Consider the following 25,615-nt stretch of genomic DNA (forward strand, 5'->3'; position numbering starts at 1 on the left):
GATTAACTTCACGCCGCGTTTTCAAACGAAGTTTGAGGGCAAGTGAAGTGAATACCAGAGCTCCCGCCACCACACCCAAAATACTACCTACCCCTGATTTATTTGTTAAATGCTCATTAAATAACTATTATTGCACTATGCGCATAAATTTCGATTTCACTGATTTGAGCACTTTTCTGGCCGTTGCTGAGCTAGGTTCTTTCCAACGCGCTGCCGAGTCGCTTCACCTCTCCCAATCCGCCGTCACACGACGCATTCAAAAGCTGGAAGATAGTCTGGGCGTGACACTGTTCGAACGCACCACTCGCTCGCTGAAGCTCACACTGGCAGCCCGATTATTTCAGGGTCGCGCCAAAGCTATTCTGGACAATGCAGAGGAAGCGATTATTGCTGTGGGCGATGATGTCGCGCAGTTCGAATATCACCGCAATACCGTTATTACTATCGCCACGATACAAACCGCTACGCACGCGGTTTTGCCGAAGATGATCAAGCTATTTCGGTATGCCGGTTACACCTCGCGCATTCGTATTTTGGATTTATTTGCCAATGACGTAGTGGATGCGGTGTCACAAGGTGATGCAGATTTTGGCATTAGCTTTATGGGGGCGCAGGAACCGGGGCTGGAGTTTCAGCATCTGCAGGATGATCATTTTGTAGTAGCGATGCACCCGGAGAATCCACTGAGTCAACACACAGAAATCAACTGGTCAGATTTGCAAGATCAATCCGTCGCAATTCCATGGAAAGGCACCGGCAATCGTATGTTGATTGATAACGCCCTGTCACATAGCCATGCCCCTTTGGAATGGGCATATCAGGTGCGGCACTCTGCCACCCTATTAGGATTGGCAGAGTCCGGTGTTGGGGTAGCGATTTTGCCATTCTCGGCGATTCCGCAATACAGTCCTGCCAGAGTCATTGCACGACCATTGGTGGGGCCTGCAGTAACGCGGGTGATCGGCAGTGTGCGACGTTCAGGACATACGCTGACTTCAGCTGCTGAAGCGTTTTATAAGCTGTTTGATAAGATTAGAACGGATTAAATATCGCTCACCTGTTGGAATATCGTTTATTGGCTTGTAGCCGCTTTGCTCAAAGCACCTAATACAGTGGTGACTTTAGCGAATACTGCATCACAGCCCTCGACACTGTGACGACGTTTCAGATACTCCGGGTTGTTATAACCCAACCATACTTTGCCTGCCTCATCTTGCCAGATCAGCTGTATATTTTTTGCCTGATGGATTGCGATTTTTTATTGCCGGTGTATGATCAAACCATCAAGATAAAGGCTCTTTGAAGCGCTGCCTTGAAATTAACGCGAGTATTTTGCTATTCGTTTTTTTCTCAAATCAGTTATCAAGGAGTTATTATGACTGATAAAACCATCTTAGATTCATCCACCCCAAACGCACCTGTCGGCCAATCTACCCTTAGTATTTGGGGCGGCGAGCAGGAACACGAGCTTTACGAGCGCTCCACACAGGTTCCGGTGGTTCACAGTGTTTCATTTGCTTATAAAGACATCGATACCTGGCACGCCGTTGCACTGGAAAAAGAACCCGGGCACATCTATTCACGCAATACCAATCCCACGGTTCGCGCGTTTGAAGATAAAGTCAAAGAGCTGGAAGGGGCTGAAGCTGCGACTAGTTTTTCCAGTGGCATGGCTGCCATCAGTAATATTTTTGGCACGTTCCTACGCCCCGGTGACCGTGTAGTGTCGATTAAAGACAGCTACGGCGGTACCAATAAAATATTCACTTCGTTTCTACCACCCCTGAATATTGACGTGACACTGTGCGATACCGTTGCCTATGATGAAATCGAAGCGGAAATCGCCAAAGGCTGCACTATGTTGTATCTGGAAACGCCCACTAATCCGACGGTGAAAATCATCGATATCAAACGTCTGGCTGCAGCAGCCAAAAACGTCGGTGCATTGGTCGTGGTAGACAATACATTTGCCACCCCGATTAACCAAAACCCATTGTTACTCGGTGCTGATTTAGTCCTGCATTCGGCGTCCAAATACCTCGGCGGACATGCCGATGCCTTAGGCGGCGTGGCTTGCGGCAATAAAGATCTGATCAAAATGGTCTACCACTACCGTGAAATTAACGGTGCAACACTGGCCCCAATGGACGCTTACAGCTTTATTCGCGGTATGAAAACCCTCAGCCTGCGCGTAAAACAACAAAACCAAAGCGCCTTAACCATCGCTCGCTGGTTAGAACAGCACCCTGCCGTTGAGCAAGTCAATTATCCCGGTCTTGAGTCACACCCGCACCACGACATTGCTAAATCACAAATGCGTGGATACGGTGGCATGCTGAGCTTCTCGGTAAAAGGTGGATTAGATGCCATTAAAACCTTCCTGCCAAAACTTAAATACGCGCACATGGCTGCCAATCTCGGCTGTGTTGAAACTGTCGTCGGTCCACCGGTCACCACCAGCCACGTCGAATGCACCGCTGAAGAACGCGCCGCTGCCGGCATTCCCGAAGGCTTGGTTCGCTACTCCACTGGTATCGAAGACGTTGAAGACCTACTAGCCGACCTGGAGCAAGCCCTAAGCCACCTATAACTCACCACCAACATAGCTGGTCGAGTGTTTACGAAAAAAATGTTCCCATCAAAGATGGCATTTTTGTAGTAAATACTCGACCAGCGGCCCACAGGAGACCAAGATGAAAGAGGCAAGACGCAGATTCACCCAATCCGAATACTCTGAAAGGCAACACAAAACCCGCCAAGCCATGCAAACAGCAGGTCTTGATCTGCTCATCGTCTACGACCCCGCCAATATGAACTGGCTAACTGGTTACGACGCATGGTCCTTCTATACCCACCAATGCGTCGTCATCGGTAGCGACGATACACTGTTTTGGTATGGTCGTGGCATTGACCGCGTCGGCGCCGGATTAACCACTGACCTGCCTGACACCGACATCATTGCCTACCCTGACCACTACGTGCAATCCCCCGATATTCACCCCATGGAATATCTCGCTGACATCCTCAAACAGAAACAACTTCACACTAAGCAAATCGGTATTGAGAAAGACAATTACTACTTCTCAGCGCGCGCTGCAGAGTCTTTATATAACACCTTACCCGATGCGACTTTCAGCGATGCAACCGCACTGGTGAATTGGCAACGTGCGGTTAAATCGTCTCAGGAGCTGTCGTACATGCGCACTGCCGGCAGCATTATTGGCAAGGTTTATGAGCATATTCTGGATGTGGTCACGCCTGACATGCGCAAGAATGAATTAGCCGCTGAAATCTCTCACGCAGCCATTACCGGTACGCCGGATGCCTACGGAGATTACACCTCAATCGTGCCGTTAATTGGTTTGCGCGAGGAAGCCGCTACCAGCCATATGACCTGGGATAATGAAGTGCTGGGTCATGATTCCGGTATGTTTATCGAGATCGCCGCGGCACATGCACGTTACCACTGCCCCTGCTCGCGCACGTTGTATTTGGGCACACCGACACCGCAATACCGCGACGTAGAAAAAGTCATTAATGAATGCATCGAAGTCTCTTTGGAAAAATTCAAGCCCGGTGTGACCTGCGGTGAAGTGGCCAGTACGTTTTTCAACACCTTAAAAAAACACGGCTATGAAAAAGAGAATCGCTGCGGTTATCCCATCGGTCTCTCCTACCCACCGGATTGGGGTGAGCGGACGATGTCACTTCGCACCAGCGATACCACGGTTCTGGAAGAGAATATGACGCTGCACTTTATGCCTGCGCTATGGCTGGAAGGCTGGGGATTTGAAACGACCGAAAGTATTGTCGTCACCGAATCAGGTGGGGAATGTTTATCGCATGTGCCGCGAGAGTTATTGGTTAAAGATTAAGGAGCAGTTATGAGCACTAACCCCATCTCAGCAACCATTGATTTTGATAAAGATGGTATTCAACACGGCTTTTTACGCCTGCCACACTCCACTAATGAATCGGCGTGGGGCTCGATTATGATTCCCATTACCCAATTTAAAAATGGCGACGGCCCGACAGCTTTGCTCAGTGGTGCGAATCATGGTGATGAGTATGAGGGACCGATTGCACTGTATAGCTTTGCTGCGCGTGAGCGATTCGATGATCTTCAGGGGCGGGTAATTATTGTGCCAGCTATGAACTACCCAGCCTTTTGTGCCGGCACACGCGTCTCTCCGATTGATGGTTTGAATATGAATCGAATTTATCCCGGTCAAGCTAAAGGCACGGTGACGCCGGTGATTGCAGACTACTTTTCTCAGACCTTACTACCGATGGCAGACTATGTGTTGGATATTCATTCCGGTGGTAAAACATTGGACTTTGTGCCGTTTGCTGCCTGCCATGTGCTGGAGGATAAAGCTAAGAAAGCCCGATGCATCGCAGCTATGAGAGCCTTTGGCGCACCTTATGAATTGAAAATGGTGGAGATCGATACAGCGGGTTTGTATGACACGCAGGTGGAATCAATGGGCAAAGTATTCGTCACCACCGAGCTGGGGGGGTGGCGGTACAAGCTCACCGGAGACCATCGCTATTGCTAAGCGCGGGGTGAATAATTTTCTGATTCATGCGGGCATTTTACAGGGGGCACTGACACCCTCACCAACTGACGCGATCGGAATCGATATGACAGGCGATGACTGCTTTGTCTTCTCACAGCATAAGGGTGTATTAGAGCCATTAGTGAATTTAGGCGATCAGGTGAAGAAAGGACAACTGCTGGCACGGATTCATGAAATTGAACGCACCGCAGCACCAAGTCATGACTACCTAGCGCCGCGGGATGGCATGATAATTTCCCGACATTTTCCATCACGCATTCGAATGGGTGATTGTATTAATGTGCTGGCAGAGACAGTGTAAGTTTGTGACGACTATTACGTCGCAATATTCTCAGGTCGCCCTTCGGCAAAGGCGATGACATTGTCAAAAGCAATCCGGAAATACAACTCATAACCGCCCTGCTCAACATAACCCAGATGAGGTGATGCCAATACATTGGGTAGGCTGATTAAAGGCTCCTTGTCCGGCCCTGCCGGTTCGTTTTCATACACATCGACCGCCGCAAAACCAGGTCTGCCAGCCTGCAAAGCGCTGTATAAAGCACCGGACTCAATTAATTCGGCGCGGCTGGTATTGACCAATAAGGCATCTGTCTTCATTAGCGCCAGATCATCAGCTGTGACACAGCCTCGGGTAGCATCATTGAGTCGTAAGTGCAGCGACATCACATCGGATTGGGCAAAGAAATCTTGTTTACTGGCCGCCACCTGAAACCCATCTGCCAATGCTTTTTCACGCGATGGTTCACGGCCCCACACCAATATTTCCATGCCAAATGCTTTACCGTACTTTGCGATGCGTTGACCAATTTTTCCATAGCCCCAAATACCCAGCCTCAAACCATTCAGTGCACGGCCCAAACCTAATGTGCCGGACTGTTGCCATTGACCTTGTTTAAAGTTTTCAGCATAAGGAACGATGTGGCGACTGCTGGCCATAATCAGCGCCCATGTTAATTCGGATGGTGCAACCGGCGAACCACGTCCTTCTGCAATCAAAACGCCGTGTTTGCTACACGTTGCCAGATCAATATGATTACTGATTTTTCCGGTTTGGCTGATCAGTTTCAAATCCGGCAGTTGCGCCAGCAATTCATCATCAATAATAGTGCGCTCACGAATGAGCACCAATGCTTCAAAGCCCTGTAGTCGCTCTACCAGCTCTGCCTTGGAGGCCGGTGGCGTTGTAAACACCGTCACGTCATGATCTGCCAATTGCTTAAAGCAGTCTAATGTCCGGACCACATCCTGATAATCATCCAATACCGCAATTTTCATACTGTCTCCTGAACTCATCTAAGGGTTTGTATCCGACTGTACCTTTCTAAATATTAACCGTTATAGGCTCAAGCGACTACACCCAGACAGACGATGGAATCATAATATCGCCACGCATTAATAAGCGTGCCGTTCTGACGATGCCAGCGCTGACCAACTCAAACTGTCCACCCTCGATCTTATAATCCACCAATACATCCATCTGTCCCATCGGATGTTCAATCACGATATGACCAGGGTTTTCAGGATTTAATCTCTCCAGACCAGCGGCAATCGTTCCGGGTGCCAGCACACAACTGGCAATACAAATACCACCGGTGACCGCCATCGATGGATGACAACTCCACGGCATAAAGTAACGAGCCGCAATGGTGCCTTCGGCATTAGGTGCTGACAACAAAGCCATTTTTGGTACGACTTTTTCCGTCACATCGCCTAAGCCCATGCGCTCACCCGCCTCGATGCGCATGACTTCCATCCGGTCTGTTACCTCGGTCATCTTATCAATATCAGCAGCTGCTTCATGACCGCTTAACCCTAAATCCTGAGCACGCACCATCATCATTGGCACTGCGGCATCAATCAACGTGACATCGATATTATCAATCTGCTCCTGTGCCTTATCGGTAGGAAATAATGCACCGGTTTTAGAGCCAACCACCCCCATAAACTTCAGCAGAATCGGTGCGGCGGTTCCGGGCACACCATCAATACGTGCATCACCGTCATACTGCACGCTAGGGATGGGCGCACCCGGTGTTTGCACAATCGCTTCAACCAAGGCACCGGTATTCACAGAACGTATTTTCACCGCGGTGGTAGCAGCTTTCGGTTTGACTAAGCCCATGGTAATTGCAGCAGGCCCTACACCTGCCAACATATTGCCGCAGGTGGGTGAGAAATCGACACGTTGCTCCAGCACATTCACCTGAGCAAAGAAGTAATCGACATCAGCCCATTCATGATCCGAGGGAGAAATCATCACAACTTTAGTAGTGACTGCAGCCCCGCCACCGATACCGTCGATATTCAAGGCATGACCTGAGCCAACAGCGGCAATCAACACCTCCGCCAAACGATCCAGATCATCCGGTAAATGATTACGGTTAAAAAACGGCCCTTTAGACGTGCCGCCACGCATAAAAATACAAGGAATTGCAATTTGTTCAGCCATGCTTAAATCCCTCTTAATGGCCAAGGAAGCTCAACCAATTCCTGCAGTAACCCCGGTGGGAAGTCACGATTCAACATATAAGCCACAAAGATCAGGAAGCCGACACCACACACCGTCAGGATTGCAGTACGCATCCAGCTGGCACCTGCTTGTAATCTCAGGAAGCCAATAAAGAACAAAGTAATTGCAATGGCAAAGCCGAATAAAGCCGTCAGAACCAACAGCCCCAGGAACCAGGACAACATTTTCCATAAGCCATGTGGTGCATCCGCTTCTTCACCACCGACCTCAACATCGTAGAAAATACCACTCGTCGCATCTGCCCGGTTCATTTTTATCAGCAGCAAGGCCATAGCAAACAAGGCAATACCAGCAATAGTCGCAGGGAAGACTTTATCGATCATCACATCCACCATTAGCGCATCAATAAATGACGCCAACAGGAAGCAGGTAATGAATAAGGCAAACCATACCGCTGGCTTTTTGTTCCACTTAAATGTGGTTTCGGGTGGGCGAATTGCTTTAGACTGACGCGCACCCAGCCAGACTGAGACCACGGTAATCACCGCTAACGTGATAACGATCGGCGAGAAGATATAATCAAAACCAACCTCTGATGCCTGTCTGAATTTAGAGCCTGCAATCTGATAAGCCTGATAGGTATAGACCTCTGCCTGACTTGCCAATACGAAGCCGATCAGGAAGGCGGGACGTGGCCAGTCAAAACGGCGCATAAATATACCGAGTAAACCGATACCCACCAACGCCACCAGATCCCATAATGTCTGTCGCGACTGGAACGCGGCGAAGGTGATCATCATAAATAAAAATGGCACTAACAAGGGGAATCGAATGGTCGTCAGTCTGGCGATACCGCCTGACATAAACAAACACAAACCGGCACCAAAGACGTTAGCCAATGCTAGTGACCAAACCACAGTATAGGTAATCGGCAAGTCATTAGTAACCATTTGCGGGCCAGCGTCGTAACCCAATAAAATCATGCCACCAATGAATACCGCCATCGAACCGGAACCCGGAATACCAAACAATAAAGTCGGGACTAATCCACCCCCCTCTTTTGCATTGTTAGAACTTTCAGGGCCGACAACACCACGGATGTCACCTTTACCAAACTGAGATTTATCTTTAGCCGTTTGCATGGTGTGACCGTAAGCGATCCAGTCTACTACCGAGCCACCCAGACCGGGGATCACCCCCACAATAACGCCGATGGTTGAACAGCGGATGGATAACCACCGGTTACGCCACCAATCCTTCATTCCATCGATCCAGCCCGCTCCCAGCTTTGCATCTTTTGAAATTGCGCGATCCTGACGCAATAAGGAAATAATTTCGGGTATTGCGAAGATACCCAGACCGATAATGACTAACTGAAACCCATCCATCAGGTACCAGTTTCCAAAATCCAAACGTGACGAACCTTGAGCCGGTGCCTCTCCGATAGTGCCAACCAGTACACCGACACAGGTCGCAATAATACCTTTAAGTAAGCTGCTACCAGCGAGTACACCCACCATTGAGAAGCCTAACAAGGTCAACATCAGTAATTCAGGTAAACCGAACGCCAACACAATCGGGCGCGCGATGATCACAAAGAAGGTAAGCACTACGGCACCGAATAGCCCACCAAACAGCGATGAAGTGAAAGCCGCAGCCAATGCGCGGGCTGCCTGACCTTTCTTGGCCAGCGGGAAACCATCCAGAACCGTCGCTTGTGAAGCTGACGAACCCGGTATCCCCATCAACACGGATGCAAAGGTGTCAGACGTTGGAATTACCGCAACCAGACCTACCATCATGGCCAGCCCCGATACAGGCTCCATTCCGTAGATGAATGGCAATACCAGACTTAATCCGGCAATGCCCCCCAATCCGGGAAATACACCGACCGATAAGCCCAGTAAAACACCAACGATTAACCAACCGATTTGTTCGAAGGTGAATATGAGCGCGAAGGCCTCTAGCAGTGCCGGAAGCGCTGTTCCAAAAATATCCATGTGTTATTACCTGAAGAACAGAGAATAGAGTGCAGCGACCATGAAAGCCGCTGCGGGGTCTTACTAACGGAGGAACGTTTTACAGGTTGACACCGTAACGGTCTTTCAACCACTTTTTGATCCATGCCTTTGTATTAGGTGCAACTTCTGTACCCAGCTTCTTGAATGCATCCGCCTTAGCCCCGGTTGCCTGCTCGTAGACACCTAAGCGCTTTTTCGCTTTTTCCGGGAAGTCAGGCTGCGAGGTCACGGCCTTAAATGCATTTGAATAAGTATCAATGATTTCTTGATCAGTACCCTTCGGTAAGAACACCATCTTTTGTGCCGGGAAGCCCGCTACAAAGAATGCTTTCCATGCATCCCACGCTTCACCAGAAGGCGCTTCACCTTTGACTTGCGTATAGACTTCTTTAAACGTTGGGATGTCCGGGAAGGTTGGATCACGCACAATCTCACCATTGGCATCCAAGGCACCCCAGGTCATGATCGGAACGGCTTTGCCTTCTTTAACCAGAGGCATGACTTTTGATAAGAATGCACCGGAAGTCTGGTAGTCGATATTGGCTTCGCCACGCTCAAACATTAAACGACCGTCACCGCGACCTTTAATACCGAATACCGGATCTACCTTCAGACCTAGCATTGTCCAAGCTAATAATGGAATTAAGTCCAGACGTGTTGCACCCTGTGAACCGAATACAAAGTTAGTATCCATGATTGATTTTGGATCTTGCTTCCATTTTGCCGCCAGATCAGCTGGTAAATAAGCAACACCGCCGGTTGCAGACGCCAGAACCACGTTCCAGTCTGCATAGTCAAACTTCACACGCTTGTCGCCAAGCAGGTATGGGAATTGAGTAGAACCTGATGTACCTAAGATCGTCAGGCCATCATTTTTTGCACGAGATGCGAACCAGTTAGCCCCTTTGGTCGAACCCGCACCCGGCATATTCTTTACAACAACGTTTGGTTTTCCTGGCAGCTGCTCAGACAACAACGGCGCGTAGAAACGTGCCCATTTGTCAGAACCACCACCTTCTGAGAACGGAATTACCCAGTCCACGGTTTTACCCGCCATATTAACTTCCGCCATGGCGACAGAAGCGCTACCGAGTGCCATTGCACTCACTATTGCCTTTAGCAGGGTACGGCGAACAAAGTTTGGCTTTTGCATTTGATTTCCTCCAAGGAATGTAAACTTCTTTCTTGTTGAGCCATCAATCAAGTATTTGATTATCTGACTCATTGCATCCATGATACTGATTGAAGCTGTCAAAAAACTGTTGGGATCAATCAATGTGAGAATTGTATTAGTAGAAGATAATGTGATGCTGTCGTCCGGCGTGCGCAAAGCATTGGAAGATGAAGGTCACTCCGTTGAGACATTCACAAACGGTGAAATCGCTGATCGTTATCTTGCTTCCGAAGGGGCTGATCTGGCGATAATCGATATTAATTTACCGGGTAAAGATGGTATTAGCATTACTGAGGCGATTCGCAACCGGCATCAAGCCTTTCCCGTCATTATGCTCACCGCCTGTGGCGACACTCAGGACCGTGTTAATGGCTTGGATGCCGGTGCAGATGACTACTTAGTTAAACCGTTTGCAATGGCGGAATTAGAAGCAAGAGTCCGGGCACTTTCACGGCGCCGGGGAGATATTGCACACCAGGAAGAAAGTCTTGGATTACTGAATTTTCAACGCACTGCCAGACGTCTGTTTAATACAGAAACTAAACAAGAGATCGACCTATCGCGTCGCGAACTGGTGCTGTTTGAAACACTACTCGACCGACAGGGACAGTTTGTATCTAAATCATTTCTGGCAGACACTTTGTACGGCGTTGGAGCTGATGTGGAAATGAATGCCATTGAGCTACAAGTTTCCAGACTCAGACGCCATTTAAAAGGTACTCAAGCCGCTATTCGCACTGCGCGTGGAATCGGCTATATGCTGGATGAAGAGAAACACTCATTGTGAAACAAGTGACTTCATCATTACGTTCAAGGCTGCTCAAGGTTATTATCATTCCACTTGTGGTATTGGCTATCTTCTTATCAGCAGGACGTTATTATGAAGCACAGGAAACCGCAGAAACCATTTACGATAAAGCCCTTCTGTCCATTGCTCATGTGATCATCCGGGATGTCGTTTTAACCGAGGGTGACTTACTGGCAGAAAATTTATTGGAAACGCTGACTGAGGCACTCGGCGATCAGTTTTATTATCATGTTTCTGGTGAAAACGCCGGCATTGTAGCAGGCTACAGTAATCCTCCTTCGATGCCAGGTGAAGTAACCGCCCACAAAACCAAACCGCTATTTTATGACCAGACTTATCGTGATGAGCCCGTGCGAGTGGTGGTGTTTCGCGAGTTTATTTCCGCTACGCCGTTTGAGGGCTGGGTGAAGGTGACGGTCTGGCAATCCACCTTACAACGAGACAAACTGAAGCTACGTCTTGCCGGTCGTGCACTAGGTATTTTATCGTTACTCACTATCGCCGCTGCATTGGTTATCTGGTTCGGTATTAAGTACGGCTTAAAGCCTCTTGAAGACCTTGAAGAAGCAATTAACATTCGCTCTCCCGATGACATCAGTAATATACAACGGGCGGTCCCCACCGAAGTATCTAGTCTGGTCACTGCCATGAATAGGCTGTTCAGTAAACTACGTGATTCTTTTGCGGAGAAAGATGCCTTTATTGCCAATGCTGCGCATCAATTAAGAAACCCCATTGCAGGATTAATGAGTCAGGCAGAGGCGGCTGAAAAAACCCGTGACCCCGAAGAATTACATCGCCGCGTGACTGATGTGGCTAAAGCAGCCAGACACACTACCCGGCTCACCCAGCAGCTATTATCGATGCAGCGAGCCAGTAACCCTAACGCACCAAGTGCATTGGTTGATTTTGATGTTTCCAAAACACTCAGCAAAATAATGATTCAATTCGTGCAAAAAGCTTATGCGGAAGGTGTGAGCTGCTCACTTGAAGGGGCTGAGCATGCTGCCATGATCAAAGGTAGTGAAGTGCTAATTGGAGAGGTCATTGAAAATTTACTGGATAATGCACTGAAGTACGGGAGCAACAGTGGAGATGAGATTCAGGTCAGAATGACTCGACGGGAAAACCAGATCATAATAAAAATAAAAGACTCTGGTGAAGGCATCCCTGAGAACCTTAAACCAGTGTTGTTTGAGCGCTTTACCCGTGGAGTCGATGACAGCAGCAATGGCTGCGGCTTAGGTCTGGCGATCGCTAAATCAATTACCGAACACCATCAAGGTCAGTTGGATATCATCTCAGATGAAACCGGAACCTGTGCAACGCTAATCTTGCCCGGCATCAACCCGCTCATATAAATCCGGCGTTGCCAAACTTATCCCTGCTTTTAAGGACTGGTTTAACACTTTCTCGGTGAATAACTGCTTAGTTTTGATGACCGATTTCATGTCCTTGGTGTAGTAATACACGCGCCACTCCACCGCATAATCACCTGTGTCGCCCACCCGGATTTCCAGCTCATGCCCAGATTCTATTGGGATGGATTCATCATTTGATGCTGCTGTATAAGCCTCCTGAAACATGGCTTTAACCGCTTCAGGCGATACATCGTAGCCAATTTTGAACAGCAGACCTTGTCGAAATCCACGAACAGAGGCAAATTTAGATAAGTTATAAATGGAGGATTCACGCAACTTGGCGTTTTTGATCAAGACACGACTATTGTTCACCATGTCTAACAATTCTGTATGAAACAAACGCGTCCGGTATACCCTTGCAGTGAAATTATCACCATCAATCTGTATCACATCACCCTCTTCCACTAAGTTGCTGTTTAAAATAATCAGCCCACTGATGATATCCGGTGCCCAAGAGCCTTGTGTAAGCGCTAGCACTACGCCTATTACCCCGATAAAGCCACTAGCCTCCAGCAGGCTCTCAAAGCCTAACAACTGGACAATTCCTATCAAGGCAAACACAAAAATAAAGGCGCCAACCAGCAAGCTTAAAAAGCGACTGTTGTAGCTTTCACTAATTACTTTCTCACCAGCGATTTCGCGGGTGTTTCCGTATTGCCTACGGATAAAGAACTGCAGGATCTGTGTTGCCCAGTAACCGGAAAACGCGATCATAATGACGCCAATGAGCTTTTTGGTAACGCCGCTTTCAAGACTGTTAAAGATAAATTGATTGAGCAACAGCACAACAATAATCAGGAGACCACTTGCTCTGAATATTTTTAATTTAGTTTGATTGCTGCTCAGCTTCAGGTCTAAATGAAATATTTTCTCGAAAATAGTCCGTGATAACAGAATGAGCAAAGCACAGCTCAGCCACAGTATTAGTTCTATAACAGACGTCGTACTCCAGACTTTGCTGAGGTATGACCCGATTTCAGAAATCACATGCGATCCTTTCTTTTCTGGCTTCGATTAATTCAGGCGAAGGTATTTGCCAGTTACGTCGATAATACGCACTGCGAGGCGAGCTTACAAAGGAATTGGAAATTGGATGGTAAAGCGGGGAGGAATATCAATGGTGCCAGGGCCTGAATCGAAGTAAGTCAATTAACCTATTAAATACAGCAACTTAGAAAATCACTAAAAATAAATACCAACAATTGTACCAACAAATTAAAACGCCTCACTGTATTTTGCTTAGTTTGTAATCAATATACTGAAGAAGATCACGCTGGCATCGTCACACACCAGTGCTGAAGAAGATCACGCTGGTATCAGTCACCCTCTAAATAGGTTCTAAGACTATTTTTATAAAGCCTCTAAAAACTACAAAACCAACCCTATTTAGACTTGATACAGGTATTTTATAAACCTCTAATTAGGGTATACCCTATTTATAGAACATATTCCCGACACCAAGAAAATGATACACACAAAAAAGCCGGAATAATTATCCGGCTCTCGTTCTGCGACTGGTTACGCTTGTCAGGGTGAATTGATCCAAGTACCCGTTTGATTCTCTTTCACTGAGTAGACTATCTGACAATCGGTGCAGCCTACTTGCCCGTTCCATGCTTTTAGGTTGGATTCTGAGACGCTCGTTTTTTTGCCACACTCAGGACAAGCCGATCTATACATTAGCTCCCCTTCTCCGGTCTGGTCGGTTGGTAATACGAATTCAGGATTGACGATATATTTAGCCACAACCTGACCACCTTTTCCGAAGTCTGGATTATCCAAAATAACCCGCTCATCTTTCAGTCTTTCCAGTATCTCACCTGCTTTCTGTTGACGTTCTGCATCAGTTACAAAACTAACATTCATCTTCACCAGCTTACTTTTTATAGGTCGCTGTGTTGGCTTAATTTCACCGATTAACACTCCGTCCCTGATTTGCTCATAATGCGTTTCTGAATAGTCGATTTTACCGCCCTTCTCAGTATCAACATTTGGTGTACGTACACCAGCATCATTTTCACTATTTGAAACCGCCCCCGCCATTGAATCAACTGGTGCGGGGCGGTTTTCAATGTCACCACTTGAACCCTTGTTAGAATTCACGCTTTCAGCTTGTCGGGGAAGTGCTTTAGCCGGGACTTTTTCACGCTGTAAAAACCCGTTAAATCGATTAGCTAAGGGTGAAAGTTCATGGTTTGCCGCTTGGAAATTTGAACCGTCTGAATTCCAGTCATGAGCCTTTTTCGCCTTCAAACTAAACGCTGGCATAGCCACAAGGGGATTGATATACACGGCATGAAACATAGACACGAATAGTGCACCAAAACTGCACGCGATACTGAATAGCATGATTGTGATGTATTGTTCATCGCTGCCGGATTCAAGCATTTGAACGGGCTTCTTTAACGTGTGACTTGCTTCCTGTTGGGCAATGTCTACCAGTCGGTTTTGATACGCTGCCTTAGCATCAAGGATTGCTATCTGCCTAGATTCTGAATTGTGTATCAGGCTTGCTCTGGCGATGGCTGCGTCTCTGGTGATGGCTGCCGATCGTTTCATATTGGCGAATGATGAAGCGCCTACACTGTAAGACGCTGTTTGAGTATCCCGTCTATCAGCATCAGCTAATTGACTATTCACACCAGCAAACACCGCCATACAAGCGATGACACAAGCGAATAGGGCCTGTATGAATACACCAAACGACAAACCGTCTAATCGATAGCTTGTCACCAGTGATTTGCCCAATGGTATTTCTAACGCTGCAATACCCGTTCCGGCTGCATAAAGCATCACTGACCAAATGAATAAACTCTCTGCCGTTGTTAGCTTGGAATCTAAGAAATTGCCCATGTGGTAGCTGTTCACCAGTACCAGTGACACGGCGATTAACATCAACAAAGCACCGAACAAACGAGATGCACCTACACTGTGCCCGGCTATAACTTGATTTCTAAATACTGCGCTCATGATAGTTTTCTCCGAGTAACCAAATAAAGTTCAACACCGTACTGATTAACGCCCTGATAGTTGAGAAACACTTCCCAACCATAGGCACGCTGTTGGATAACGTATGAATCACGTGATAGTTCATCTTTGAAAGTCATAGATTCAGTCATTGCTTGCTGCTCCTGTACTGGCATTGGGATAACTAACTGCTCCGCTGTTGCACTCATCGGCTCACCTCCATTCTGTGCAAGTCATTGGTTAAGGTGTTGAAGCAGTCCTCAAGGTCGCTTGCTTCCTGATCCGCTTGAAGCTTCAGCAACTTGATATAAGCCACCATCGGATTCCAACCGATAGCGGCCAAACCAGTGAAGGGAATATACGCTTGGTGCTGGCTGCCGTACCGCTCAATAATCACGCCGTTAATTGATAGCTTCATACTTCCCCCATTGCTTCGCGTTCCGCTGCTTCATAGGCTTCTGACTCGTAACCCTCAATTTTATTTAGCAAAGTTCTCTCCTCATCTGTTAAGTCACTTTCATTAACCAAGTAGTGAGAAATTAACGCCAACTCATTCACGGTCAATTGGCAATTGATAACGGTCATTCCTAATTCATGCTCATCTATTAGCAAGCTCATGCTGCCACCTCCTGAACATCGAAGATAAATTCCTTCAAACCATCCGAACGGGTCAACCAGTCGATAATTTGCTGAAGTTCTAAGCCTTCATCCTGTAGCGTTTTGAGTAATCGCCCGTAACTATGCTTTGCCCAATACACTTTCTTGGCAATAGATAGGCTTTTTTCTCGCTGAAAGTTGGATAGTTGAACCTGCTGTACACGCTCCAAGCTTAAAGAGGCGCGGTATTCGTGCATTAATTGACGAACGCCTGAACGATCTAGCGCAAAGTATTCATCGGGCCTTAACATCACGTCTAAAGGTATCTCGCGGCCTGTACCCTTGCGGCTCATTTCATGCTCAACACGTACCCAAGCGCGGTCCATGCTTTCCGGTTCCGCTTCAGCACCGAGTAGCTCCTTGCCTTTCTCATAAATCCTGAAGAAGTCCGCTGAACCTTTACGGCTGCCAATGTATGCAGTCAATCCGGCTGGACAATGCTCTATAGGGTCATAGCTTTCAGGGGTAACACCACCAACCAGCAAGGTTGACCAATCACCCGCAATAGAACTGGTTTGTTTCATATTTGGATTGCGTAGCTTGTCGGACTTGAACAACCCGTTATTGATAGCCTCACCGTATAGTGAAGGCACGGTATAACCATGCTCTAGGCAGTATTCGCCATCAAGGTCTAAGGCTATGTCTATGCGACTGAAACGCCATTCAAATTCAATGAATAGGGAATAAAGCTCTAACCATAGATCGGGGTATTGAAGCTGCAACCACTTACAACCAACACCCGTTAATTCAATCATGCCGCCTTTGTTGCGTCCTGCTTCAGCCATGGCAATATGACCAATGGTTAAATTGTCGTTATCTCGCTGTAGCAACAATTTGGCGCTCTGGTCGTAACCGTGTAAGCCTTTCTCAGTCCATCGGACTATGACATTAGCTTGATCCAGAATACCGCCTTTAGAGTCAACATCGCTCATGGTAGAAATGAAGCTTTCAAGGTCAGTACAGGTGGCGCGTAGCCAATCGATCTTAGTTACCTGTAACCCGTTTTTAGCCTGTTTTTTGGTAGGTAACCCATAACCCCCCGTATTACAGTACGGGGGATAAGTCGCGCTTTGCGCTCCTTTAAAATCAACACCTTGCAACATGTCACCGACAACCATGCCGCCCACATTATTAGATTTTAGCGATTGGAGCGCCTCGCGTTCTGCCTGTAGCTCCTTTGCTTGGTTCCGGTGTTTACGTGCTTTTTCAATGTGTCCCTTTGGTAGGTTCATCATGCCAACACCTCACGACTTAACCAACGGTTCCCCAAACAAGCTTGTAAGGCTGGCTTTTGCTTTTCTGGTGTGTTTGTTAGGCGCTTGCTGATTTCGCCTTGTACTAGGCTTACACGCTCCACGAATGGCAGTATCTTTGTATTGGGATTAGGCTTACTCATTCGTTCACCTCCGTTACACGCCACAATTCAAGCATTCCCGCCGCAATAACGAATCCCGCGGGTTCGATCACATCCGAACCTATGCACCAGTGAGTATGATTGACCTCAGGAATATTAGAGATAGTGGAAAACACCAAGCGCAGATAAAGCTCATAGGCTTCTGACTGCTTAAAGTCGGGATGCTCACAGGCTTGATAGTTCCAGCACTTACAGGCTGATAGCACTTGCGGCCATTGCGTTTCAAGTCGGTAAAACGTGAAGGAATAACGTTCCTCTTCGTCGAATTTCTCACGGTAACGATAGGCTACAGATTTGTGATTTTCCTTCAGCAACACCTCACCAATACGGTTAATCTCTAAGGGTGTGTCCTGAATGATCTGGTATTGAATAGCCGCTGATACAAGGTAGGAAATATGCTCATCTGGTAGAACGTATGCACTCATGATTCACCCCCGAACGTGTCAGTAATGAATTCAATGGCTTCCTGAAGGGTAAAGAAGTCTGCTGTTTCTAAGTTCTGGCCTCTCTGCGTCTGCCTGAAGTAAGACACGTCAACAAAACTGCATTCTTTCGGCTGTAAGTCCTGTTGGCCTTTGTGGTAGCCCGATACTATCCAAGCAATAGGATTATTGGCACGGTAAACGATTAAGCCGGTATCAGTCACAGAAAGCGTTATTTCACCCTGTAACGTGGTTTTAGCTGGTGCATAGGGAATTGATTCAACTACCGCGCTGAATGCGGGTAGTGGTGCGCCTGTTGGACGCAATAAGGTTGGTGCGGTCATAGTATGACTCCTACGGAATTATATAAGTGACACAAAAGGTCAGGAGCTTATAAACGTCCGTAAGAAACGCCGAAAAGGCCTTTCCACTTTTTAGCGGTCTTGTATAGCCTAATCACTCCCGACTATACCGCCGATTGTGAATTGTGCAGCTATCTCAAAACCGCCTGAAGCGGTAATATGCCGCTTACGTCTTTCTATAAGTCCCGCCTATGTGCGGTTAATGGCTCCGATCTCTCGGGCCTGCTATTAAGATAATGCTTTGGTGTTTATTTGGTCTAATGATAAAAATTCATAGATTGTTTGTTATCTATGAATATTGGTAATAGATTGAATTAGGTTCCGTTTTTGTCAGGCAAAAAAAAGCCACTCAAAAGAATGGCAAAGTGCTATCAGGGGAGTGATTAGCAAGTATTACTCAGGAACCATTGCACGACCACCAAGCATGGAGTCTAACACTTGGTTGACCGCTGCCAGTATTCCCGCGCTTGCGGTGTCTCTGTCTGGCAATTCCTGATTTATTATTGTTAATCAGAACCATACTCGATAAGGGTTAATCGTTCCCAGTCAATTCCAAGTGCATCCAATACGCCGCGCTCATCTTCGTGTTCAATACCAATCAAGCTTATCAGCTCCTTATCGTTGATAGGACTAGAAACAATTTCGTGATAATGCTTGTATTGCTCAGGCTCTAATATTTCTTGCGAACCTTGGTTGTAAACCCCTGCGACTAGATACAGGTATCCGGCAGCATCAGCGCCGCGCTTGATTTTATAAATACACCACCGTTCCGAAGGTTTAGCCATGTAAAAAACCACTTGAACGGCTTTAATCTTCACCGTAGGTTTGTCATCTGACTTTAGGGTAATTTCTGTGACTTTATCCATAATCGCTTAGTCTCCAAGAATAAAAAAAACAACACCATACCAACCTGATTAATCAGGTTGATTACTTGCGCCGCTTGCGTGTTTTGGCGCGTTTCTCTGCCGCTCGTTCTGCCTCAACTCTCACCAGTCGCTTTGCTGCAATACTGGCACGTTCCCAACTCACCAAACCTGTTTGGTTGTCATCAAGATCATAAATAGGTGCATCCATGATTGAATTCTTCAGGTAATTGATAGCATTCGTCTGCTTTTTGATTAGCGCCTTTACCACTCGCTTACTTGCTGATAGGTGGCGCGCTCCAATGAATTGAAAGACTTGTTTTTCTATGTCATGCGATAGTGGTTGCATTGAACGCCAAGCTTTTGAATGACTTGATAGTGCTTTGTTTAGCTCAGCACCACGTATGACAGACGGATTAACACGCTTTTTTTTCTTTGGTGGTGGTTGTGGTTGCTTCTTCTTCGGCTTGTCGAATGTTAATACCCGTTTATTCGTGCGTAGAATCGCCGCTGGTGCGTTTTCTTCGCTTTCTGGTGTATTGGTGGCTGTGGAGCGTTTGCGCTTGATTATGAGCGTTTTACGTGGTTTATCGTCTGACACTATTTTCAACACTCCTCTGACTACATAAGGTTAATCAGCATTATTACCCGCCTTGACTATTTTTTCCAATTCATCCAAGGCTTCATCTGACAACTTTGTTAAATCTAGTTTTCCAGCTTCATCCGTAAATTCATAAATTTCCTTTTTTGTAGCATCGGTCAATAAGTTAAAGTCAGCCTGACTATCTTCCTGCTTTGGCTCTAAGGCTTCAACTCGTTTAATCATGCGTTTTGCTTGCATCATTATTTCTGTCCCTTTAATTGGTCTTATTTAATTCTAACGCTTCAATCCTTAGCTCTAAATCTGCAAGGTCTACCGATTGCCTGAATTTATCGGCCATAGAAACCAACGAATTTAATTCCTCAATACTCAACGCGCCATCACCTAACAAGGTATTCAATGACGCATAAAACGCCGGAAGGTCAGACAAGCTTTGTAATGGTGGCAAGTCTACCGCTGGAATTGGAGCGTGCTTAATTGGTGGGGCTATCCTGTCGAGACATAACCTGATCGCAGTTATATCGCCACCTTTAGCCGCTTCAATCGCTTCCTTTGTGATAGCTTCGGCTTCATCCTTGAACAAACTATAAGCTGCTAGTGTCGTTTTGTTTCTGCTTCCCCGTGGTCTGCCGTTGGGGTTGCCTGAAACACCTTTTTCAAACCTACTACTCTGTTTTTTTTCTGTATTTTCAGATAAATCATTCATTATTTTTTTTAATCCTTTTTCTTATCGTCTAGTGATGTCGGAAAAATCGGGGTTTAAGTTTTTCACTCACGAACCAGCCATTCCTAATATGTTTAAACTCGGTAGTAGCTCAGGGGGAAACCCCCTGCACCCCCCAGTTTGGCAAAGAGTGAAAATTAGTAGTTCTTTTTCTCCTTCATACTTAACCCCATGAATTAACACACTGTTAAGCGTTGAAGCCTCGCGGGGGCGTGTTTCGCTTCGCTTGCGTATCCCTTCGGGCTACCTAGTTCCGTTCTTTGAATTTAAAAAGCAGTAACCTGAAAGTTCTTCTCTATCTATATTAACTACATATATAGGTAAAAAGTTATCGCAAAAAACAAAAAACAAATATAAAAAACAATCACTTAATCAGTTTTAAGGGTGGGACTGTGGTTCCCTTCATCAGGGACTGTGGTTCCCTGTCATGGGGGACTGTGGTTCCCTTCATCAGGGACTGTGGTTCCCTGTCATGGGGGACTGTGGTTCCCTTCATCAGGGACTGTGGTTCCCGCCTCTTAAAATTAAGATTGTTCCATTGCTCCCTTATTTGCTTTCCCGAACCTTCGTATCGCATACCGTAATCAGGATTAATCATAAAAGCACCGTCTGACTTATTGCGGATAACATCAGCGTTTTTTAATGTCTGAAGGATTGTTTTAAATGCGTCGAGTGGTTCCGCTGCTTTGCTAGTTGTCTTTTTCATAAATTTAATTTTCAGATCAACACTCAGATGAACAAGGTTCATTTCATCCATCCGAGTTCGCATCAGGTCAAAAATGGCGCGGGTGTTATTGTTCACACCCAACGCACAAAGCCTGTAATCATTTCGATATGGTGAGGCCATCAGTCACTACCTAGCATCGCCTTCGCTTTGGTAAGTGATCCAGTATCAAGGCAGTATTCACCATACCTGCACGGCTTCCCGTCCTGATCCCGTCCTTTGTGCCACGATAGGCTAATAAATAAACCTCGGTTTCGTAGCTGTCTAATGGTTTCGGCTGGATTATTTCCGGCAACGCCCAATAACTCCCGAACTGTTGTGCTTGCTTTGATTAAACGAATCAGTACACGCTTTTGACGAGGGCAAGATATTATATTTATGTTATTCTTTGCCTTAGGACTTGGGGCTGCTTCATTTTTTGGGGTGGCCTTTTTTGTGTTCATTTTATGCCACCTCCCCAGCTTTCTTGGTTTCATCTGGGTGTTCTGTACCTACAGGGGGTAACCCTTCCTTACCAAGCTTCCTAACATATGGACACTCCCACCGGCTTGTTCGTGTAGATAGCTTTAGTGGTTTTTTAATGCGTCCCTGTTTCACATACAACCACCAGCTTGATACTCCAATCCCTAAGAATTTACTCGCTGGTTTAGCACCGGTTAAGCCGTCATATGCAATTGTATTGGTTTGGTTTGTCATAAAGTTTTTACTCACTATTGAATTAACTTGTCGTTATTAAACAGTAGAGTAGTTGGGGTGGTGCAAGTGGGGTGGTGGGGTCTTTTTGGTGGGGTGGTGGGGTCTTTTTTACCCTGAACCTAAAAAATTGCCCTTTTTTGCATATTTCCAAATATCATTAAAGGTGCTGCGCTCGATTAGAAACAATTCTGGATACTTTTCACCGCACCTCATAAACACTTCTTGTTTTATTTTACTTATTTCTCCTGCATTCATTGGGTCACACCCCAATTCTTTCACTACCTCAACTAACGCAGCACATTGCTTGTCGCGCCTTCCTGATACAGGCTCTTTTTTTTGCATTATCCGGCTTAGGTCAATAACCAACTTTTCAAGCTCAAACACTATGGATGCTCGTTCCAGCATATTACCTTCGCAGTCTTCACTTTGTATAATCGGTGTAGATAAAGACTCCAAAAACTCGCAACAATTACCCCCTCTATAGGCTTCCTCTAGTCCTTCACTGTATGGAATAAAAAGTCCATCATTGCAAAATTCTTGTTTTGAAAATGAATAACCATAAACCGATCCAGTTGAGTGCAACTCTGCTTCTTCATAATCCGGCACCCTGACATATTCACACCAGACACCAATCCTACCGCGCTCTAGTGATCCGTTTTTAGTCGTTACAAACTTAACGGAACCAAAAACAGGCATTAAAAAACATTCTTTACCCATGTTTAGCCTGAAGGCTTCAGTCATGCTTAGGCTGTGGCTTGCGGCATATTCACTTAATTTTTGAACGTTCATCTATAGCACCTCTCATGCTCAGCCTTTCAATAAAAGCCACACCAGACAGTGAAAGGAATCTGCTTTTCGCCCCGTCGGGCTAGGTGTGGTGGTTTGCTCTGTTACGCCTGATTGCGCTTGATAGGTATTACATCAGCACCAGAACGCAATGAATCCAAGTAATCAGCATAGCTTTGCATCATCTTCACTCGTTCATCCCAATATTGAGCGCGATTATATGCCGCTCTCACCTTGTCGCCTTGCTGGTGGGCAAGTTGCGCCTCGATAGCATCAGGGTTCCAACCCTGCTCATTCAGTAGACTTGACGCCATGCCTCGGAATCCATGACTTACCATTTGGTCACGTGAAAAACCAAGCCGCCTTAATGCTGCATTGAATGTATTTTCAGAAAGTGGTCGATCTTTGGAGCGTAGCCCATGAAACACATACTTAGCATCACGTGTATGCTCTACCATGCTTTCCAATATCGATATTGCCTGCTTTGACAATGGGACTTTGTGCTCGCGTCTACTTTTCATCTTACCCGCCGGAATAATCCAGACTGCCAAGTCTATGTCTATCTCAGTCCATTCCATGTGACGAAGTTCACCCGGTCTACACATCAGATAAGGCAATAGGTTGATAGCTTGCTTGGTGGTGTAGTCGCCTTGATACTCTGCCAAGGCACGAAGAAGCGCCCCAACCTCTAAAGGCTTGGTGATCGTTGGGTAATGCTTTTCTCTAATTGGTGGTAATGCGCCGCGAAGGTCTGCCGCTGCATCACGCTTGCATTTACCAGTAGCTACGCCATACCGGAATACACGGCCTGCCGCCTGTTTTACTTCATGGGCTAAATAGATGGAGCCACGCTCCACCACGATATTACATGCCGCTAATACTTCCGGTGGTTCTATCTCGCTGATAGGCTTTTCACCGATAACAGGAAATAGATCACGCTCCAAATATTTCCACACCTTCGCTCTGTGGTTCGCTGTCCACCCTTCCGAGAATTTAGCAAACCATTCAGAAGCGATATTTTCAAAGCTGTCTTGGTGCTTTGCTTTCTCTGCCTGCTTTTCGGCTTGCCTTTCTTGACTAGGGTCAACACCACGCGCCAATAGTTCACGCGCTTCATTATGCCGATCTCTGGCAAGGCTTAATCCGATCTCAGGGTATACGCCTAAAGATAGTGTTTTCTGCTTTTTGTCGAATCTGTAGTTATACCGCCAATATTTTCCGGTTGTGGATACCTGAAGAAATAAACCACCACCATCAGATAGCTTGCTTACTTTGCCGTCTGGTTTGGTTTTGGCTGCTTTTATCTGTCTATCTGATAGCTTGCGCTGCATTGTTGGCCCCTCAAAAATGATAGATACCAACACAATAAAACACGATACCAACATTAATACCAACTTTTGAATTGGATTCTGTTGGTATTGCTTAGACTAACTTGGATATAAGAAAGTCTGTAAAGCTAGTAAATACAAGGGTTCTTAGGCTGTTTTGGATTAACTTAGATAGTGATTTGGTGCCCAGGGCCGGAATCGAACCGGCACGGTATTTCTACCGAGGGATTTTAAGTCCCTTGCGTCTACCAATTTCGCCACCTGGGCAGATGACTCGTAAAAACGTCTAATTAATGGAGGCTGGACCCGGATTCGAACCGGGGTAGACGGATTTGCAATCCGCTGCATAGCCTCTTTGCTATCCAGCCTTAATAAAACGTTTCTACAGAATGAAGATTTGGAGCGGGAAACGAGATTCGAACTCGCGACCCCAACCTTGGCAAGGTTGTGCTCTACCACTGAGCTATTCCCGCAACAATTAAAGCGTGGTAATTTTTGCATTATGCCTTCGCAAAGTGTGGTAAACCTTTGGAATCATAACACCTTTCATCTCTGGAGCGGGAAACGAGATTCGAACTCGCGACCCCAACCTTGGCAAGGTTGTGCTCTACCACTGAGCTATTCCCGCGTCGAGGTGGCGTATATTACGAATGTGAATGTTATCTGTCAACCTGTCTCATTACTTTTTTTTAAAAACCTTTCACAGCCCCGAAAATTAACATATTTGAACTTTATATCGGCGAGGTTGCCTTATGCTGCGTGGGACGTAGTACGAATTTTTTACCCCCGACTAACAACGACATCTCGTACTCATTTCACAACGTATAGGTAAACTAACAAAAACCGTTAAGCTCAGTAACTAATTCGTTCATCTTATATAACGATCTGTTCATGTTGCATAAGTATTAATGTATTACCCTGCTGCGACATTTAACAAACAACGGCGCATGCAAAGCTATAGGTATTGGCTTAGTTTTTTACGTAATTCATTAATTTTATTGATAACAATACACAGTATTGCTTTACCTGAGACGAAAATACGCTATAATCGCCGCGCTTTTAAGACTAGTAATAGGTTTAGAGCACCGGGGAACAATAACGCTATATAAATAACCCTTCATATACCTAGATGGATTTAGCTATGACAGCACAAATTACACGCAAATCTGCCCTTCCTGTTGATGGTGTTGAGCCATATGTTTCAGCTCCGGATGAGGAGTACATGAATCAAGCACAACTGGATCACTTCCGTAATATCCTTGTTAAATGGCGTGAGTCATTACAAGTGGAAGTCGATCGCACTGTTGATCACATGCAAGAAGATGCCAGCAACTTCTCTGATCCAGCTGATCGTGCAACTCAAGAAGAAGAATTTACACTTGAGCTACGTGCTCGTGACCGCGAACGTAAGTTGATTCGTAAAATCGAAAAGACAATTGTTCGTGTTGATGCTGATGACTACGGTTTCTGCGATGCATGTGGCATTGAGATCGGTTTGCAGCGTCTGGAAGTACGCCCTACTGCTGAACTTTGTATTGATTGCAAATCAACGCAGGAAATCAAAGAACGCCAACTAGCGAACTAAGATTGTAAG

At 46.3% G+C, this 25,615-nt stretch carries 30 protein-coding genes and 4 tRNA genes; 8 read left to right on the forward strand and 26 right to left on the reverse strand.

The genetic code is table 11. The features are described from left to right. The first annotated feature begins 137 nt into the window (after positions 1-137). The 5 genes from DKW60_RS09845 to DKW60_RS24505 all read left to right on the forward strand — a co-directional run bounded on the left by DKW60_RS09845 (position 138) and on the right by DKW60_RS24505 (position 4,881). Positions 138-1,046 carry a LysR family transcriptional regulator gene (locus tag DKW60_RS09845; protein ID WP_109837486.1) on the forward strand — a complete coding sequence of 303 codons (909 nt, stop codon included), beginning with the start codon at positions 138-140 and terminating at the stop codon, positions 1,044-1,046. A gap of 329 nt (positions 1,047-1,375) precedes the next feature. Continuing rightward, complete coding sequence (locus tag DKW60_RS09850; protein ID WP_109837487.1) at positions 1,376-2,590, forward strand: cystathionine gamma-synthase family protein; 1,215 nt, start codon at positions 1,376-1,378, stop codon at positions 2,588-2,590. Between the two features lie 103 nt (positions 2,591-2,693). Continuing rightward, positions 2,694-3,875 (forward strand): M24 family metallopeptidase, encoded by a 1,182-nt coding sequence (locus DKW60_RS09855; RefSeq protein WP_109837488.1) that lies wholly within the window; start codon positions 2,694-2,696, stop codon positions 3,873-3,875. 9 nt (positions 3,876-3,884) lie between these two features. Next, on the forward strand, positions 3,885-4,559 hold the full coding sequence (locus DKW60_RS24500; protein ID WP_219988702.1) for a succinylglutamate desuccinylase/aspartoacylase domain-containing protein: 675 nt from the start codon (positions 3,885-3,887) through the stop codon (positions 4,557-4,559). Positions 4,560-4,566: 7 nt separating this feature from the next. Next, entirely contained in the window at positions 4,567-4,881 is a 315-nt protein-coding gene (locus DKW60_RS24505) for a hypothetical protein (protein ID WP_425451319.1), read from the forward strand. Between the two features lie 14 nt (positions 4,882-4,895). Here the strand turns inward: DKW60_RS24505 and DKW60_RS09865 are convergent, their stop codons facing one another. The 4 genes from DKW60_RS09865 to DKW60_RS09880 form a co-directional block, all read right to left on the reverse strand. Then, positions 4,896-5,858, reverse strand: a complete 963-nt coding sequence (locus DKW60_RS09865) for a D-2-hydroxyacid dehydrogenase family protein (RefSeq protein ID WP_109837489.1) — start codon at positions 5,856-5,858, stop codon at positions 4,896-4,898. Between the two features lie 76 nt (positions 5,859-5,934). Beyond that, positions 5,935-7,032, reverse strand: a complete 1,098-nt coding sequence (locus DKW60_RS09870; RefSeq protein ID WP_109837490.1) for a 4-oxalomesaconate tautomerase — start codon at positions 7,030-7,032, stop codon at positions 5,935-5,937. A gap of 2 nt (positions 7,033-7,034) precedes the next feature. After that, on the reverse strand, positions 7,035-9,053 hold the full coding sequence (locus DKW60_RS09875; RefSeq protein WP_109837491.1) for a tripartite tricarboxylate transporter permease: 2,019 nt from the start codon (positions 9,051-9,053) through the stop codon (positions 7,035-7,037). A gap of 79 nt (positions 9,054-9,132) precedes the next feature. After that, positions 9,133-10,227 carry a Bug family tripartite tricarboxylate transporter substrate binding protein gene (locus tag DKW60_RS09880; RefSeq protein ID WP_109837492.1) on the reverse strand — a complete coding sequence of 365 codons (1,095 nt, stop codon included), beginning with the start codon at positions 10,225-10,227 and terminating at the stop codon, positions 9,133-9,135. A gap of 124 nt (positions 10,228-10,351) precedes the next feature. On the opposite strand from DKW60_RS09880, the gene DKW60_RS09885 reads away from it, so the two are divergent. Together DKW60_RS09885 and DKW60_RS09890 are read left to right on the forward strand one after the other, a co-directional pair. Further along, on the forward strand, positions 10,352-11,035 hold the full coding sequence (locus tag DKW60_RS09885) for a response regulator transcription factor (RefSeq protein WP_109837571.1): 684 nt from the start codon (positions 10,352-10,354) through the stop codon (positions 11,033-11,035). Next, positions 11,032-12,417 (forward strand): sensor histidine kinase, encoded by a 1,386-nt coding sequence (locus DKW60_RS09890; RefSeq protein WP_109837493.1) that lies wholly within the window; start codon positions 11,032-11,034, stop codon positions 12,415-12,417. Before DKW60_RS09885 ends, DKW60_RS09890 begins: the two co-directional genes overlap by 4 nt. Here DKW60_RS09890 and DKW60_RS09895 read toward each other — a convergent pair. The 22 genes from DKW60_RS09895 to DKW60_RS09990 form a co-directional block, all read right to left on the reverse strand. After that, positions 12,385-13,464, reverse strand: coding sequence for a mechanosensitive ion channel family protein (locus DKW60_RS09895; RefSeq protein ID WP_109837494.1), 1,080 nt, complete (start codon positions 13,462-13,464; stop codon positions 12,385-12,387). The two genes, DKW60_RS09890 and DKW60_RS09895, sit on opposite strands and share 33 nt — an antisense overlap. Positions 13,465-14,004: 540 nt before the next feature. Beyond that, entirely contained in the window at positions 14,005-15,447 is a 1,443-nt protein-coding gene (locus DKW60_RS09900) for a hypothetical protein (RefSeq protein ID WP_109837495.1), read from the reverse strand. Continuing rightward, positions 15,444-15,653, reverse strand: coding sequence for a hypothetical protein (locus DKW60_RS09905; protein WP_109837496.1), 210 nt, complete (start codon positions 15,651-15,653; stop codon positions 15,444-15,446). The genes DKW60_RS09900 and DKW60_RS09905 overlap by 4 nt, the downstream gene beginning before the upstream one ends. Continuing rightward, positions 15,650-15,862: a hypothetical protein gene (locus DKW60_RS09910; protein WP_109837497.1), complete on the reverse strand. Its 213-nt coding sequence runs from the start codon at positions 15,860-15,862 to the stop codon at positions 15,650-15,652. The genes DKW60_RS09905 and DKW60_RS09910 overlap by 4 nt, the downstream gene beginning before the upstream one ends. Beyond that, positions 15,859-16,062 (reverse strand): hypothetical protein, encoded by a 204-nt coding sequence (locus tag DKW60_RS09915; protein WP_109837498.1) that lies wholly within the window; start codon positions 16,060-16,062, stop codon positions 15,859-15,861. The genes DKW60_RS09910 and DKW60_RS09915 overlap by 4 nt, the downstream gene beginning before the upstream one ends. Beyond that, positions 16,059-17,336 carry a replication initiation factor domain-containing protein gene (locus DKW60_RS09920; RefSeq protein ID WP_109837499.1) on the reverse strand — a complete coding sequence of 426 codons (1,278 nt, stop codon included), beginning with the start codon at positions 17,334-17,336 and terminating at the stop codon, positions 16,059-16,061. Before DKW60_RS09920 ends, DKW60_RS09915 begins: the two co-directional genes overlap by 4 nt. Next, on the reverse strand, positions 17,333-17,497 hold the full coding sequence (locus tag DKW60_RS23665; protein WP_181389644.1) for a hypothetical protein: 165 nt from the start codon (positions 17,495-17,497) through the stop codon (positions 17,333-17,335). Before DKW60_RS23665 ends, DKW60_RS09920 begins: the two co-directional genes overlap by 4 nt. Then, positions 17,494-17,940: a hypothetical protein gene (locus DKW60_RS09925; protein WP_109837500.1), complete on the reverse strand. Its 447-nt coding sequence runs from the start codon at positions 17,938-17,940 to the stop codon at positions 17,494-17,496. Before DKW60_RS09925 ends, DKW60_RS23665 begins: the two co-directional genes overlap by 4 nt. Next, positions 17,937-18,281 carry a hypothetical protein gene (locus DKW60_RS09930; RefSeq protein WP_109837501.1) on the reverse strand — a complete coding sequence of 115 codons (345 nt, stop codon included), beginning with the start codon at positions 18,279-18,281 and terminating at the stop codon, positions 17,937-17,939. Before DKW60_RS09930 ends, DKW60_RS09925 begins: the two co-directional genes overlap by 4 nt. A gap of 524 nt (positions 18,282-18,805) precedes the next feature. Then, positions 18,806-19,165, reverse strand: coding sequence for a hypothetical protein (locus DKW60_RS09935; protein ID WP_109837502.1), 360 nt, complete (start codon positions 19,163-19,165; stop codon positions 18,806-18,808). A gap of 61 nt (positions 19,166-19,226) precedes the next feature. Further along, positions 19,227-19,763, reverse strand: coding sequence for a ProQ/FINO family protein (locus DKW60_RS09940; RefSeq protein WP_109837503.1), 537 nt, complete (start codon positions 19,761-19,763; stop codon positions 19,227-19,229). A gap of 30 nt (positions 19,764-19,793) precedes the next feature. Next, positions 19,794-20,006 (reverse strand): hypothetical protein, encoded by a 213-nt coding sequence (locus DKW60_RS09945; RefSeq protein WP_146203466.1) that lies wholly within the window; start codon positions 20,004-20,006, stop codon positions 19,794-19,796. Between the two features lie 13 nt (positions 20,007-20,019). Then, a complete protein-coding gene (locus tag DKW60_RS09950) occupies positions 20,020-20,469 on the reverse strand; it encodes a DUF5681 domain-containing protein (protein WP_109837505.1) in 450 nt (149 codons plus the stop codon). A gap of 382 nt (positions 20,470-20,851) precedes the next feature. Beyond that, complete coding sequence (locus tag DKW60_RS09955; RefSeq protein WP_109837506.1) at positions 20,852-21,334, reverse strand: replication/maintenance protein RepL; 483 nt, start codon at positions 21,332-21,334, stop codon at positions 20,852-20,854. After that, a complete protein-coding gene (locus tag DKW60_RS09960; RefSeq protein ID WP_181389645.1) occupies positions 21,334-21,654 on the reverse strand; it encodes a helix-turn-helix domain-containing protein in 321 nt (106 codons plus the stop codon). Before DKW60_RS09960 ends, DKW60_RS09955 begins: the two co-directional genes overlap by 1 nt. 1 nt (position 21,655) lies before the next feature. Beyond that, entirely contained in the window at positions 21,656-21,907 is a 252-nt protein-coding gene (locus DKW60_RS23670) for a helix-turn-helix transcriptional regulator (protein ID WP_181389646.1), read from the reverse strand. A gap of 108 nt (positions 21,908-22,015) precedes the next feature. Next, a complete protein-coding gene (locus DKW60_RS09965) occupies positions 22,016-22,696 on the reverse strand; it encodes a hypothetical protein (protein WP_109837508.1) in 681 nt (226 codons plus the stop codon). 101 nt (positions 22,697-22,797) lie between these two features. Next, entirely contained in the window at positions 22,798-24,024 is a 1,227-nt protein-coding gene (locus DKW60_RS09970; RefSeq protein ID WP_109837509.1) for a tyrosine-type recombinase/integrase, read from the reverse strand. A gap of 177 nt (positions 24,025-24,201) precedes the next feature. Beyond that, a tRNA-Leu gene (locus DKW60_RS09975) sits at positions 24,202-24,288 on the reverse strand. A 27-nt stretch (positions 24,289-24,315) separates the two neighbouring features. Further along, positions 24,316-24,389: transfer RNA gene (locus tag DKW60_RS09980), tRNA-Cys, on the reverse strand. Positions 24,390-24,419: 30 nt separating this feature from the next. Next, a tRNA-Gly gene (locus DKW60_RS09985) sits at positions 24,420-24,494 on the reverse strand. A gap of 80 nt (positions 24,495-24,574) precedes the next feature. Next, positions 24,575-24,649: transfer RNA gene (locus DKW60_RS09990), tRNA-Gly, on the reverse strand. Positions 24,650-25,162: 513 nt separating this feature from the next. On the opposite strand from DKW60_RS09990, the gene dksA reads away from it, so the two are divergent. Next, a complete protein-coding gene (gene dksA, locus DKW60_RS09995; RefSeq protein ID WP_109837510.1) occupies positions 25,163-25,606 on the forward strand; it encodes an RNA polymerase-binding protein DksA in 444 nt (147 codons plus the stop codon). Positions 25,607-25,615 lie beyond the last annotated feature (9 nt).

The organism is Leucothrix pacifica (assembly GCF_003172875.1).
GTDB classification, from domain to species: Bacteria; Pseudomonadota; Gammaproteobacteria; order Thiotrichales; family Thiotrichaceae; genus Leucothrix; species Leucothrix pacifica.